The organism is Paenibacillus sp. yr247 (assembly GCF_900103825.1).
Lineage (GTDB): Bacteria > Bacillota > Bacilli > Paenibacillales > NBRC-103111 > Paenibacillus_E.
The window spans coordinates 53,656-67,691 of record NZ_FNIF01000025.1; the positions used below are offsets into that span (position 1 = coordinate 53,656).

At 43.1% G+C, this 14,036-nt stretch carries 14 protein-coding genes; 12 read left to right on the forward strand and 2 right to left on the reverse strand.

Annotation, left to right across the window (positions count from 1 at the left end):
• Positions 1 to 236 precede the first annotated feature (236 nt).
• The 9 genes from BLT91_RS25265 to BLT91_RS25305 all read left to right on the forward strand — a co-directional run bounded on the left by BLT91_RS25265 (position 237) and on the right by BLT91_RS25305 (position 9,295).
• A complete protein-coding gene (locus BLT91_RS25265; RefSeq protein WP_175532523.1) occupies positions 237 to 1,517 on the forward strand; it encodes a DUF445 domain-containing protein in 1,281 nt (426 codons plus the stop codon).
• Positions 1,514 to 2,836: a DUF445 domain-containing protein gene (locus BLT91_RS25270; RefSeq protein WP_090826322.1), complete on the forward strand. Its 1,323-nt coding sequence runs from the start codon at positions 1,514 to 1,516 to the stop codon at positions 2,834 to 2,836. The genes BLT91_RS25265 and BLT91_RS25270 overlap by 4 nt, the downstream gene beginning before the upstream one ends.
• A gap of 13 nt (positions 2,837 to 2,849) precedes the next feature.
• Positions 2,850 to 3,083 (forward strand): hypothetical protein, encoded by a 234-nt coding sequence (locus BLT91_RS25275; RefSeq protein WP_090826325.1) that lies wholly within the window; start codon positions 2,850 to 2,852, stop codon positions 3,081 to 3,083.
• A gap of 110 nt (positions 3,084 to 3,193) precedes the next feature.
• Complete coding sequence (locus BLT91_RS25280; protein ID WP_090826327.1) at positions 3,194 to 3,730, forward strand: hypothetical protein; 537 nt, start codon at positions 3,194 to 3,196, stop codon at positions 3,728 to 3,730.
• 11 nt (positions 3,731 to 3,741) lie between these two features.
• A complete protein-coding gene (locus BLT91_RS25285) occupies positions 3,742 to 5,727 on the forward strand; it encodes a dynamin family protein (RefSeq protein ID WP_175532524.1) in 1,986 nt (661 codons plus the stop codon).
• Complete coding sequence (locus BLT91_RS25290; RefSeq protein ID WP_090826336.1) at positions 5,724 to 7,529, forward strand: dynamin family protein; 1,806 nt, start codon at positions 5,724 to 5,726, stop codon at positions 7,527 to 7,529. Before BLT91_RS25285 ends, BLT91_RS25290 begins: the two co-directional genes overlap by 4 nt.
• Positions 7,516 to 8,496, forward strand: a complete 981-nt coding sequence (locus BLT91_RS25295; protein WP_090826340.1) for an HNH endonuclease — start codon at positions 7,516 to 7,518, stop codon at positions 8,494 to 8,496. Before BLT91_RS25290 ends, BLT91_RS25295 begins: the two co-directional genes overlap by 14 nt.
• The gene (locus tag BLT91_RS25300) at positions 8,423 to 8,929 is read left to right on the forward strand and encodes an SMI1/KNR4 family protein (protein WP_090826344.1); all 507 of its coding nucleotides are present in this window, start codon (positions 8,423 to 8,425) and stop codon (positions 8,927 to 8,929) included. The genes BLT91_RS25295 and BLT91_RS25300 overlap by 74 nt, the downstream gene beginning before the upstream one ends.
• 45 nt (positions 8,930 to 8,974) lie before the next feature.
• Positions 8,975 to 9,295 carry a hypothetical protein gene (locus BLT91_RS25305; protein ID WP_090826347.1) on the forward strand — a complete coding sequence of 107 codons (321 nt, stop codon included), beginning with the start codon at positions 8,975 to 8,977 and terminating at the stop codon, positions 9,293 to 9,295.
• 676 nt (positions 9,296 to 9,971) lie between these two features.
• Here the strand turns inward: BLT91_RS25305 and BLT91_RS25315 are convergent.
• Entirely contained in the window at positions 9,972 to 10,454 is a 483-nt protein-coding gene (locus tag BLT91_RS25315; RefSeq protein ID WP_302847552.1) for a tyrosine-type recombinase/integrase, read from the reverse strand.
• Between the two features lie 611 nt (positions 10,455 to 11,065).
• On the opposite strand from BLT91_RS25315, the gene BLT91_RS25325 reads away from it, so the two are divergent.
• Both BLT91_RS25325 and BLT91_RS25330 read left to right on the forward strand, forming a co-directional pair.
• Positions 11,066 to 11,671, forward strand: a complete 606-nt coding sequence (locus tag BLT91_RS25325; protein ID WP_090826361.1) for a DUF1643 domain-containing protein — start codon at positions 11,066 to 11,068, stop codon at positions 11,669 to 11,671.
• Between the two features lie 216 nt (positions 11,672 to 11,887).
• Complete coding sequence (locus BLT91_RS25330) at positions 11,888 to 13,159, forward strand: hypothetical protein (RefSeq protein WP_090826367.1); 1,272 nt, start codon at positions 11,888 to 11,890, stop codon at positions 13,157 to 13,159.
• A 187-nt stretch (positions 13,160 to 13,346) separates the two neighbouring features.
• Here the strand turns inward: BLT91_RS25330 and BLT91_RS34020 are convergent, their stop codons facing one another.
• Positions 13,347 to 13,580, reverse strand: coding sequence for a GNAT family N-acetyltransferase (locus tag BLT91_RS34020; protein ID WP_090826370.1), 234 nt, complete (start codon positions 13,578 to 13,580; stop codon positions 13,347 to 13,349).
• Positions 13,581 to 13,805: 225 nt separating this feature from the next.
• On the opposite strand from BLT91_RS34020, the gene BLT91_RS25340 reads away from it, so the two are divergent.
• On the forward strand, positions 13,806 to 14,036 hold a 231-nt coding region (locus BLT91_RS25340), incomplete at its 3' end, for an HTH domain-containing protein (RefSeq protein WP_368086855.1).

The following is a 14,036-nucleotide window of genomic DNA, read 5'->3' on the forward strand; positions in this document are numbered from 1 at the left end:
AACATTACCTGGTTTCTCCGGTTAGATAACCATTCATCATTTATACTGGGAGGAGTCGAAACAAGCAGATCCACCCTTAATAATTAATTCTCTTTTTATATTAAATTCGACAAGAGTCGACATTTTTCTTCCTCGATTCTATATATAATAAGAAAGTTGCGTATTATTACCTACTAGGGACCTACCCAATGTTTGCTAAGGATATTAACTTGAAAAAATTAGGAGAAAAAAATGACATGTTCAAACTATCGACTAAAACCGCTGCAGATAGCTTAATTGCATTCTCTTTTATCGGCTCGATTGCGACATACCCGTTCCAGCAGCATCTCTGGGGTCAGTATTGCTTCATCGGATTCAGTGCCGCTACCGTCGGAGGATTGGCCGATTCGTTCGCAGTAAGCGCACTCTTTCGTAATCCGTTGGGAATCAAGTGGCCTGAAAAAATGGGCACACGGATTATTTCCAAAAATCGTGAGCGCTTTTTGCGTGAGCTAGTCAATATGGTGCAGAATGAACTGCTGACCGTTGAGAGTTTACGGGAAAAGTTAAACAATTATCGTTTTACAGAGGTTATTCTGACCTATTTGAATTATCACGGAGGAAAGGGTGATGTCGGTTCCATCTTGCAACGACTAGCTTCAGATATTTTGACAAAGATGGATCTTCCGGAGATGGTCAAATCGGTGGAGTCGTTTATTCTCGAGCATGCTGGAGCAATACAAATGTCGGATATAATAGCCGATATCGGCGAATGGTCAATACGGCACCGCTATGACGAGCGCATCCTTCATTTCCTAACGGATGAACTGATAAAAATTATTAAATCTCAGGAATTCCGCTCCATTCTGGAGGAATTGATTGAAGCGGTACTTCACTCTTACGAGTCAGGAAGTTGGAGGAAAAAAGCCGTCAATAACATCATGGGGATTAAGGCCGATAGCTATAGTGGTAAGGTTCAGAGCTGGTTGGCTGACCAGTTGGAAAACTTTCGTTCACCTTCCCATCCGTTTCGCAAACAGCTGAGCAACTGGATTGGAGCTATTATTATACAGTTGCGTAAAGACGAATTGCTTCGATATCGGGTAGAGCAGATGAAGCTCAATCTCATACATTCGTTCCAGAAAAGAATCGAATTGGATGCTGTTTTACAGGAATGGCTGGAAGGGTATCGGCAGGTAGCTGCAGCCTCGGAGATAGGAGAAATTCCATTCCCATGGCTCAACTCCATGCTGGATGAGGGATTACATAAGTTACAAGATGACTCTGTCAAACTAGACCAATTGGATCGTTGGTTCAAAGATAAAGCAATGATATGGATCGAAGAAGAGCATGATCAAATTGGCCAATTTGTTTGGGAGAAATTAAATGCATTCACCGAACAAGAATTGGTAAGATACATTGAAGATAAGGCGGGTAAGGATTTGCAATACATACGATTGAACGGCACTGTCGTCGGGGCACTTGTAGGGATTATACTTTTTATTGTAAAAACGATAACGGAGCAGTTGATATCATGATGAATATGAAAACAAAGGCTCATCTGACGCTGCTGCTTGTAACAGTACTCTTTATTGTCTCGGTTTATTTGACGCATCACTTCCCGGATCAGTGGTGGACCAAGCTTCTTATATTTATGGCGGAAGCTGGATTGGTCGGCGGTTTGGCGGATTTGTTCGCAGTCACGGCTTTATTTAAACGGCCAATGGGACTGCCGTTTCCCCATACGGCAATAATCCCGACCAACCGGAATAAGCTAATCGATGGTATTGTCAGCATGGTCGAGAAGGAACTGCTCAACCGGGAAGCGATCAAGGACAAGCTCGCCCAGTTCCATATCGTAAATACCCTGATACAATGGGTCGAGCATAAAAACAAGGGTAACGACTTGTCGGAGCAAGGATGGAAATGGATAACGGGTTTGCTCTCTCAGCTCGACATCACCAAAACCGCGCAAACGTTTGAGTTGCAGCTTATTAACTGGCTTCGAAAAACAGACGTTTCGCCTTTTGCTGGTAATTTTTTAACTTTGGCGCTTGATAGAGGTGAAATAAATAAGGGTTTGGATTACCTGATTGATTTATGCCGTCAACAAATTTCAAGTCCCTCCATAAAGCTCGAGATTCGAAAAGTATTGGAACTCGAGATAGACAACAGAGTAAATGAAGGCAATATCTTTTCTAAAGTTGCCAAAAAGGCTATATATAAATTCGCTGAAACAACGAATTCTGTAAACATTGATGATGCAGTCGAAGCTATTTATGATGACCTTATCGAGTTCGTGAACGACTTGAGCCGTTCGGATCATGAGCTCCGATTGCTCGTAATCGATATGCTTGGGCGTTTGGCGAGGAATTTGGATGGCCGGTCCGATCTTTCACAAGCAATTGATACTTGGAAGCAACAAGTATTGGACCATACGTCATTTGCCTATCCAATCGAGTCATTTATAAAAACATTAATCGATTTTTTACAGAATGATAAGGACCTGATGTATGTAACGGTAAAGGACCTGCCGCTGCAAAGTACTGATATCAGAGACTGGGGGGGAGAGGCAATCCGGAGATATTGGAATACATTTAAGAACGATGAAGTCATGAAGGATTGGCTGGAAGAGTATGCACAGCAATTTCTCCGGAAAGTAATTGAAATGGAACATCATCTTATCGGTCAAATTGTTCGCGAAACCTTGACATCTTTCACCAAAGACCGGTTGGTATCGTTCGTGCAAGAAAAGGTTGGGGAAGATTTGCAACGGATTCGAATTAACGGCTCGCTAGTAGGCGGTTTCATCGGGGGCATTTTATTCTTATTTTTGCATCTCATCTATTTTGTATAAAAGGAGCAGCAGCATGCCTTTCATCATCGGAATTATTATCGTGTTAGTGGCTTTTGGCTTTCTCAAAAGCAGAATAGACTATATGGAGCTGAATGGAAAGGTGGGAATGTTTTGTTTATTTTCCTCCGGAGTAACATTTCTGCTATCGTTAATAATTGGACCATTCATGTATATTTCATTGGCGCTACTTGTTATCGTGGGTATAACTGCCATTATCGCCATTTTTAAAGCGGTGTTCTTGAACTAGCTCAACCAAATCGTCTTATTGACCCAAGGGACCGTGTTGAATAGACATTATAATCTTGTGCATTTTTATTTTGCATAAACTATCAAAAATCATGGTCGGAGGCCTTCCAAATGACAGTACAGAACTCTTCCACGTCCTTGGCGGATGAATTTAAAAACCTGATTACGGACATTACAACGGAAATTTCCAAACAAAGCGTCCTGCAGGAGGTCAAACGCAGCGAAGAAACGATTAAACAGGCTGGGGCCAAGCTGCCGGGTATCGCGGAGCGGCTTCAATTTTCGGTGCAGAAGCTTGAAGATTTTTTGCGGCAGAATGCTGACCAGTTTGCAGACGTTCATAAACGAATTGATGCTGTCGACGAGAAGTTGATGCATGCTCATCAGAAGCTATCGGATGAAGCCGTTGCAGCGCACAAGGAAACGATAAGGCTGAGTCAGGAACAGCACATCTTTATGAAGTCATACGTGCGGGACATTGGCGATACCAACCGATTGTTTTTGCAAGAGAAGCTGCTAGAATTCACGAACCTGTTCAGTCAGGAGCAGTACAGACAACATAAGTTCCGCAAGACGTTATACTGGCTTGTCGGAATGGAATTGCTCGTGACCATTGGGGCTGCTGTAGCACTTTATCTGAAGAAATGAGGGGCAGCGACATGGCGCAGCAATCGCTCGAGCAAAGAGCTCAGCATCTCTTTGAGAAAGTACGGGATATGTATTACCAAAGAACCCGACTGCAACTTCAACTTGGTATTCGAACGTGTGCGATGGATATTTCGGGAAAGGCTGACCGCCTTCGGCAATTGCCGGAGTTCGACAATGCTTCTCTTTTGCGGCAATTTACGAATTCTGCGTGGAATGCCTCCGTTCAGATCGGGCAATTATCGGAAGGTATGGAACAGCCGTTTACGCTTTTTGTCATGGGGATGGGGAAGTATGGGAAGTCGACGCTACTTAATGCGTTGTTGGAACAGAAAGCGGCAGAGATGGATGTTTTACCGAAAACGTGGAAAATTGATGTTTTCGAGGGCAGCGAGTCGATGCATACGGCCTTCATCAAGTACCGAGACGGCCGGATTCAGGTGATGCCGGTCGACACGTGCAAAGCGTTTCTGGCCGAGGAAGAGAAGAAGCGGGAGCAATCGTCCAAAACGGCGAATGAAGAGTTCCGAAAGCAGGCGGCTGAACTTCACACGATCGAAGAGAAGGAAGAGTTGAAGAAGCTGCTTTACGATAAGATGCTTTATAAGTCCGATGTCATGGAGGTGCGTTGGCTCGTTCCCCGAAATGCGCTTCTGCGGCATTTTCGGCTTGTCGATACGCCCGGGCTTGTGCAAAATCTGATCGGCGAAATGAAGATCGGCATCCAAGACTATTATCATAAGGCGGACGGAGTCATCTGGCTTTTGGACGCGACCAAAATATCCGCTCAACAATCCCGGCAAATGCTGGACGAGCTGAACGAATCGATTGCCCAAATCGGAGGCCGAACGAACAACATCATTGCCGTTCTGAACTCCATCGACAAAGTGCGCAAAACGGGAGGCGAAGCCGCTGTCGACTCCATCGTGAAAGAAGCTCACGGTTTGTTTGGCGACTTGTTTCAAGAGATCGTCCCGATTTCCGCGAAAGAAGCGTTAGACGGAATAATGAGCGGAGACCGTGCACTCGTGGAGCAAAGCGGAATTGTTCGGTTGCAGCAAATCATTCAATCGCGTTTTTTGGTTAAAGCGCAGGTCATTCAGACCGAGAGCAAGGCGCTGGGGCTGTGGAACGTCTGCCATCTTTTTGGTCAAGAGCGAAGTGAGTACGAGGACAGATTGGAGCGCGACCGACTAAAATTCGATACCTTAGCGGACGAATTCCGTGAGGCTTATCAAGAGCTATCCAGCAAAATCAAAAAAGACATCAAACGCTTTCTGGATCGGTATAAGTCCAAGGTGCTGCCGAATATTGAATCAAGGGCTGAGCGTTTATTTGATTTTGATCAGGAAAGCGAGCAGAAGGCATACATCGAATCGTCCATTTTTGACATGAATAAGTTGACAGGTGAGGAACTTCCTCAATTACAGAGCAAATTCGCGGATAGGATTCAAGCCTTTTATCTATACCATTCCCCGAAATCGGTGTTTAGAGAATACGAACATCTGACTGTCGGGCAGCTGTCGATTGTACTTCGTGATCAAGCGGCTTCATGGCTCGAAACCGGAAACATCGACTTGGATACATCCGGATTAAGCTTCGCATCGGGTACGGGGATGTTGGTCACGGCCGGCTTTTTGCTCGGTCCGCTGGGGCTCATCTTGGCAGGCATTGCCAGTGCGTTCGGTTTGGTGAAGTGGATAGCGCTCAAGATGAAGATGCCGGGCATAAAAAAAGATTTGCGTTCTACGCTGGACAGCATGATCGATAAGCTGGAGGTAGAACTATTGGCAATAGTTAATGCGCAGTTGGAGAGTATTTTCAATCAAGTGGAAGAGATTCGGAATCGTACCTATACATTGCTGCATGGGCAGCGGAACGAGAAAGAGCGAATTCAAGCGTTCTTGCAGGAGCTTCAAGAAACGATAACAGATCCCGTTCCGAAATTGCACATAAAGGACGTTATTCATGATTTATATCGAGAGGGGAAACCGGCATGAACACCAAGGCTCGGATAAGTGAAGCAACCACGTTTTTTCAACAGTCGCCGATACTGACACATGAGTCCTCGGGGAAAATCCTTCCGATTCAGGCACTGACATCGGAACTGAAGGACATTCAAAGAGATATCAACACGATCGCCAGAAAGCTAATCAATCCTTTGAAGCTGGTGATCATGGGAGAGGTAAAAGCCGGTAAGTCCACGCTGATCAATACGCTTGTCGGCGCGGATGTCTCACCTGTGAACGTGAAGGAAGCGACAGCTTCTATTATTGTCATCCACCATAGCGATCGACCCGCAGGAATCATTGAAAGAAAAGAAGGTATTCCCTATAAAGGCACACCAAATGAAATCTATAGCCTCTTGAAGGAGCATCACGGGGATCTGGCGTTTTTCTCATCATGTGCTTCGGTTCGGCTGGGCTTCCCGCTTTCCAATCTGCAAAAGCTGCATATTGTGGATACGCCTGGGCTTGCAACCGTTACTTCGCAGCATTCGGAGCTTACCGACGGATACATGCAAGAAGCGGACGTTGTGCTTTGGGTGTTGAATGCCAACCATATGGGACAGACGGACGTGGAGGAAGCGTTGGCCAGAGTTGCGAAAATGGGCAAGCCGGTAATCCTTGTCATCAATCGCATTGATGAAATCGAAGGCGACCCGGATCGGCTCGTGCAATATGCGGTTGATCAGTTGGGGCATTACGTTCGGATGATCGTTCCTCTCTCTGCCCATGATGCGAACACGGCTGTTCGAAGCAGGGACCAAACGCTGCTGGCACGATCGGGTTATCCGGTATTGCTCGATCATTTGGAACGGCAAATTCAACAAAAAGCCGAGACGGTCCAAGAGGCGAGTATTTTATCGTCCGTTCATGCGCTGTTTCGCAAAAATCTCGTATTTCACGAATCTTACTTGCGGTCTTTGCATTTTTTGAAAGTGCAAAACCGAGAGCATGAGCGGGAGATTGCCTATCACAACAGGCGGATCAAACAAGAACTGGAGGATCGGCTGCGGCAGTGGGCCGAAGTTGATTTTTTGCGAAATGAAGTTAAAGAAATCCGTTTGATGATCGACGATTTGAAATTATTTTCCGGGAAAAACGATAAACAGCAAATCGAAGAACTGATGCGGCGATATTTGTCTACTGACAAAATAAATTGGGAACTGACGGAAGTCATTCGAGGCTTGGAACGATTTATGCAGGAGGAATGGCAAAAATCGCTTGATCTCATTCAGGAAAAACAGACAAAGCAAATTCAGGAATTTGCCCGCGAGGAAGAAATTAAGCTGAATTTGTCGTTGTTTGAGACGCTTTCGTCCGGTCAAGACCTAGTGCTAGATGGTGCCAAAAAGGGAGCCGCCATTGCCGGCGCTTGGGGCGGTGCTCTTACGGCTTATGCAGCATGGTTGGGGCCTTACGCATCTTCGATCAGTTTGGGAGCGGCTGCAAGTTTCTATTTGCCTCCGCTGCTGATTGCAGGCGCTATAACCGGTGCGGTAGTTAAGCTGGTCGGCTTTAAGCAGGAAAAACGCCGTTTTCAGAATGAACTGGAGAAGGCTTTTCTGGCGGCGAAGCATGAAATCACCCAAAGAATCATCCCGCAGCTTATTACCTCGATTCGCAGGATGAACGATGACTACGCCACGCATCTGCAGAGCAAGTTTGTCGAAATGATAGGCCATAACAATACGGCATCCGAAATCGATGAACTGGAGCACCGGATTAGTAACTATTGCGGGGAAAACAAGTCCATGATCAATCAAATGATGGCAGGTGCTGCACATGAAGTTTCTTAAAGGAACGGGTAAAATGGCAGGGGCTGTCACTGGAAAGGTGATCGGCGGTAGTGTTCGCGTTGTCGGCGAGCTTGTAGGCAGCAAATATGTGAAAGAAATCGGGGACAGCGTTGAAAAAGCGACGGCCAAAACGGGCCGGGTTCTCGGCGAAGCCGCCAGCGGAGTTTGCGATGTCGGGGTAGGCTTGATTCGGGGAGATCGGCATCAGATCGATGAGGGGCTGCAGAATGCCGGAGGTGCAGTGACTACTACTGCAAAGGGAATCGGGCAGGGAATCGTTTACGTTGCCAAAAACGGAGTCGAAGTGGTGAGCGGCTTCAAGGATGGGGAAACGGAACGCGTCAAGGACGCGTTGAAAAATCTCGGCAAAGCTGCCGCAGTGAGCTTACTGGCAGTATCCGTCTTGGATGTAGTGGGCGGTGTTGATGGAGTGGCGGATGCTTCAGACGCAGATGTGAATGTACCTGATGCTGATCACGGTGACGGTTTCGGCCATGATGCGGCTGGCAGCATCGATCTGATGGAATCGGACGCGAATGCAGATGTACATCACATTTCTACGATCAACGAGGATCTTGCAGGAGCTGAGCATCCGGATACGGGGGTTCATTATGAGGATACGACGGTTGAGCTTCCGAACGGAAAGGTTGTAGAAGGCATATTTCCCGATTTTACCGAAGCTTATACGGGAGAATTGCCGCAGGATATGTTTACGGATTCCGATGCAACGCAGTTTGCTTATATGAACGATCAACTCTCTGCGGCCGTTCAGCATGACCCGCAGCTCGCATCGGACTTTACGGAGCAGCAATTGGAGCAAATCCGGGCCGGTGAGACGCCGGACGGCTATATATGGCACCATTCGGAGCAGCCGGGACGGATGGAGCTGGTGGATGAGAAAATCCATGCGATGTCAGCCCATACGGGAGGCCGATCGTTATGGGGAGGAGGAACGAATCATCGATGAGTCAGCCGCACGGAACGCGACGCTGGAATGGCGGTTTGATAAAGTACCCATCAACCGGGTAGATGTGCAACGAGTGGAGGTTTTTTTTAAGTTGAGGCTACCTGCGTATTATGTGGACATCGTGCTAGCCCACCATGGTGCAAGGCCGAGGCCACATCGATTCGACACGGAGGCAAAGCTAGGCCATACAGTGAAGACCTTCCTGCCGGTCATCCGCCGATGTCCATCTAATGTGTATGACGTATATGAGTGGATTCGGGACAGGTTGCCGGCGGGATGCGTTCCATTCGCGAGCGATGAATGCGGTAACTATATATGTTTCGAATATAAGGCCGGTGTGCAGGAGCCGACAGTTATTCTCTGGCTGCACGAGTCCGGTATGTGCGAACCCGTTGCCGATTCGTATCGTGATTTTCTGAATCGTTTGTATTGATGAACGTCAGAAGAACGGTCATTTCAGTAATAGAGGCTATTATTTATGAATGTCGAACAAGCGTTGTTTAATCTGGTTAAAAAGCGACCGGTTTTTAACAGCAGTGGACTGTTGGACATTCCAGTTTTTGCGGACAAGAAAATTCCTACAGATCAGCTAATTGTAAATAAAGTATTTCAGATAACAGGGCAAGTGGATGTTTACAATGGGGAATTAGTTACTAAAGGGGGGAACACAATTACTACTAGAGAACAGTTACTTAAGATGATCGAAATGCTTGACGATGAACAAGTTCAAAACGTACTAATGCACGTAGCTCAACTCATCGGCAAAAAGGAGCATACACCTGAAAAATCATTACATTAAGATGAGAAGCGGCGATAGAATAAATGATATACATTGCTAAGGTGATGTTAGCCACGGCTCTTATTAACCGTCATGTTCCTTATATTGAAAGCGAGATGTGGGCACCGCCTCTCGGAATTTCACCACATGGAAGATATAATCCCGTTGGTATCCCAGCACTATATCTTGCGGATCGACAGATACATGCAAAAAAGAGGCTAGAATCAAAGAAGATCAGGAAAATGAAATTGATATAGGTGCATTTGTATTAACAAAAGATATTCATGTATGGGATATAAGAGCAACGGATTTAATAAAATTAATGTTTATTCCTTCCTTAAACAATCGTAATTTATCTAAAGAATATATTTTCCCGAATTTTATTTCTCTGTGTTGTTCCCACAGTGGAATAAATGGCATCTAATATGAAAGTGTTCAAAATGAGGAATGGTATAATTTGGTCTTGTTTAACTATACCCCAAATGACACAATCGTCATTGCACGGATATTAAGTTTATAATTCGAAGGAACTTTTAACAAACAAACATACAGATTTATGATTACGTTGATATTCAGTTGCCACTTCTCATGAGCATGTAAAACTTATAATCTCTACCTAATATCTTCTTTCAAACAGAGCTGGATTGTCAAACAATCCAGCTCTTAAAACATATACCTTTTCAAAATAACGTATGTGCTATAAATTCAAATTTAAATACACATCCTCCATATCGTTTTGGGTTATACCAATATACCGTAAGGTTGTATTGGGAGTTGTGTGATTGAGAAGCTTCTGAATCAATGTAATGTCTACGCCTGACTGATAAGCATGGTAACCAAAAGTTTTCCGTAGTGTATGGGTCCCAATCCTATCCTTGATCCCGATGGATTTTGCTGCGTTATTGATGACCTTATATGCTTGATCCCGTTGTAAAGAAGCTTTACCTGCGTGCTGCTTTCGGGAAATAAAAAGTGGATCCTCATATGAATAGTCTTCTCGTCCGTCAAAGTATTCTTTTAATGCCATGCTGGCAGCCGTACTAATTGGAAAATCTTTTGTCTTATTTGTCTTTTTCTCCCGTATATAAATTCGCTCTTTGATATTACTATTTTTATCAACAACATCACTCATCTTTAATTTCAGTAGGTCACTGATTCTTAATCCCGAATTGATTCCCACAGGGAAGCAATGGGGTGGAATACACTTTGGTGATAAAATGTTAAAAATAAGGATCGACTATCCAAAGGGAGGGCAATACGATATAGTTTTTTTTACTTCACAACTTGGATTACCCGAAATAGACGAAAAGGATAACGGATTATCCGGGGTTCGAAAAGTAAAAACAAATCTGAATCCCCCCTTTAATTCGATTGACGTTATTCTTTACCCTGCCAAGTTAAAGGAATGCGATTTGTTATCGCCTAATTTCACCAGTCTGTTGGAAGAAATCTTTAGTGCGTCATGTAAGATTTAATAATATAACGTCAACTCAACATCGAATCTATTCTGGTTAAAGGAACTTGAGTTCCTCGAATTTAAGAGAAAATTGGGACGATTTCACTTACCAGTGGGGGCAATCTGCTGGAGCAGTTGAATTCGCTGCTTGGGGGAGCGCAACAGTAATAACTCGGTTCAACGAAACAACATTTCTTCGGGCTCGGTAAACGAGCCATTTAATTTTGCATATAAGAATGTACATTCCATGACAGACTGCCGACTCGTTTGTATGTTAAAATTGACTCGTTGTTAAAATGTGGAATATATGGAGGGGAGTTCATGAGTACATATAAATGAATGTACAAGCACGATTTGAAGTCAATGGTACTTTAATATTTAGAACAAATACTCGCATGATATGGGGCGATTCATCGGAGTCCCTAGGATGCTGTCTACTACTCAATCCCGGAAGTTCGTTGCCATTAGGATATACTGAACAGAAGCTGATAGAAAAGCGAATATATGAGGGCCAAGCAGAACTCGATGACACCATGAAGCAAATTGCCCGATTCGTTGAACGTATTAGTCCGGGTGAACCTAATGGAGTATTTACGATCTATAATTTATTTAATCTCAGAAATCCAGAATCCGAAGATGCAATTGATCACCTTAGAACTAAAGTATTGCAAGGTACTGTTGAATTGGAACATTCTCTTGCACCTATAACTGAATTAAATAGACATCCGTGGATATTACTAGGTTGGGGATGTAAACAACTAAGTAAAATCCATCCTTTACAAAAAATTAAAAAGAAATGGATTGAGCGAATAGAGGATTCGAAGCTTTGCTACTTTGGGTATCAAAACATGAAAGGTGATTACTATCATCCCTTGCCTAGAGGTGATAAAGAGGAAATAATAAAACAATACATCCTTCAATATAAAAAGGCAATCTGCTGATTTAAAGGAACTCGAGTTCTCGAAAGTCGAAGTGATTTCGCTCACCGGAGGAAGCAATTTGCTGGAGCAATTGAATTCGCTGTTGGTTTAGTAAAACATACCGAATAAACCTATGTTGAATCGGGCCACGCGGTAAGCTGAAGGTGAAGCTGTTGGACCATCCGGATCTTAGCATTAGTATCCAAAACAATTAACATAAAGGGGGCATAGAGGTAGTTGGATCATCTAAATGTCTTTAACCCTTATAAGAACAAATCAAATCATCATGAAGATGAACTTACAAGGAGTTTTCTCATCCTTCTAAAGAATATTCCGATGGTTCGAGTCATGTTCTTTGAAACTATAAGCAAAGAAATGTCAGAATATGGTGTTCAATCTATAGCTAATGGCGATTTTAGCGTTGTAGAGGTATACACGCAGTTATCGAATTCGAATGACATCTTTACCTCTAGTATGGTTGAAGGTCGCACTCTTGTTTCGATTATCATATCCGATGATAAATTAAAATCGGAAGTTAAGGTTCAAAATGACAATAGGAAGGCTCGCTATGATGGTGTAGTCCTTTGTAATCCTTCTTGGATATTTATTATTGAAAATAAACCATCTCGTGATCATATTTGGCTTGGGCAACTTAATCCGAACATTTCAGAGGATACAGATATCACAATAATCGAAAAACCTTGCTGTTTATCGTGGAGAAGTATGATCACAGGTTTAAATTCCTTGATTCAAAACAACATGGTTAGCGGACTCGAGAAAGTTTTAATTGAAAATTTTATAGAATATGTTGATAACGAATTTTCGTGGATAAATCCATACACAACTTTTGGCGTTTGTAAGGATAATCCATATTTGTTAATCAAGCGCTGTGTTACTGCTATGGCGAATTATAAGATTCAAGGAACCCATCCTGAAGTTAAGTATCATCGGGGTTGGAAGTATTATATTGAAAGTGGAAAAAGGACTGTTAAACAAATTGCATTAGATGCACATAAATCGTCATCTGATTGGACCATTAACTTATGGATGTATGCAGGAGATACGATGCATTCCGCTAGGGAAACATTCGAAAAGCTAGATATTGAAAAGTTGCATAAGTTAATGAGTCAAGGGTTTGAGGTTTCGAAGAATTTCCACATATCTTACCGTTCCAGCAACCTACTATGGTTCGATGGCCGGTTATCGATTGATGAGTATTTAGATTATTGGAAAAAAGAATATATAAACTTAAAGCAGGTTAAAAGGCCGGACTTTAACAAATTATTCGATACTCTAGAAAAAGATAAAATAATTGCACCGGAAGACTGGGATGTCATTCAAGAAAAAGTCCTTGATAAAAATTATGACAAACTCAATGTTTGTCCTGGAATTCTTATAAAATTCTCTTGGAATAGCCAAACAGCAATAAATCTTGATATAAACAATAAGTTTGGGGAGGATTTTGGGAACAAGGTTAAGGCTGTGTTCAGTGCTATTGGAGGAATTTGAAAATGTCTAAGCTATGACCCTCTAACCTCTTAGTGACTTAATTGTATTATGAGAGCATGAATTCCCTGACATATAAGTGTCGGGGAATTCATTTATCTTAAAAGCAAAAAAAGTAACAGGAAGTAAATTGATGGCTCGATTGACTTATTGGCAACTGATGAAAAGGGAAACGTATGGTTGATTGAAGCTAAACAGATTGGAACCCTGAATTAAACCACCATCTAAGGTCGAATAAGTGCTCACAAAACAAAATTATAAAATCATTCTCTTTACCTAAACATTCAAGCTCAATTAATAGTCTTTTCCCAATTCCTTTACCGCGGTATTCATGGTCAATAAAAATGGATAAATCACCAACACCGTTATAGGCGCAACGTGTAGAGGATTGTCCCGTTCTATCGAATAATACACCAATACACAAACGAAATTCCTAAGCGCATGGGAATTTATAAAGAACATCTTTACTGAAAATATGCAGCGATCTTTATATGTTTTTTATCGTTTTATAGGAATGAAGAAGAAAAAGCCACTCCTTCTGGAGTGACTTATCTACACTGGTACCCATAGTCTGGACACTTTGAAAAAGTGTTCAGACTGTGGGTACCTTTTTTTGTATACTAGAGTAAGCACCGGAGGGGATTACATCATGTCTAAAAAAATCTTTAACGAAAAAGACCGAATGAAATTATCAACCAATAAATATGTTGTCAAGATAAGTGAGAAAGCAATAACCTATGCTGATGAATTTAAACAGTTGTTCATCGATCAATACATGGAGGGGAAAACCCCTTGGGAAATCTTTGAATCAAACGGTTTTGATGTAAACATAATTGGAAAGCAACGTGTAAAAGCATGCGCCAAGCGTTGGAAGAAAGCA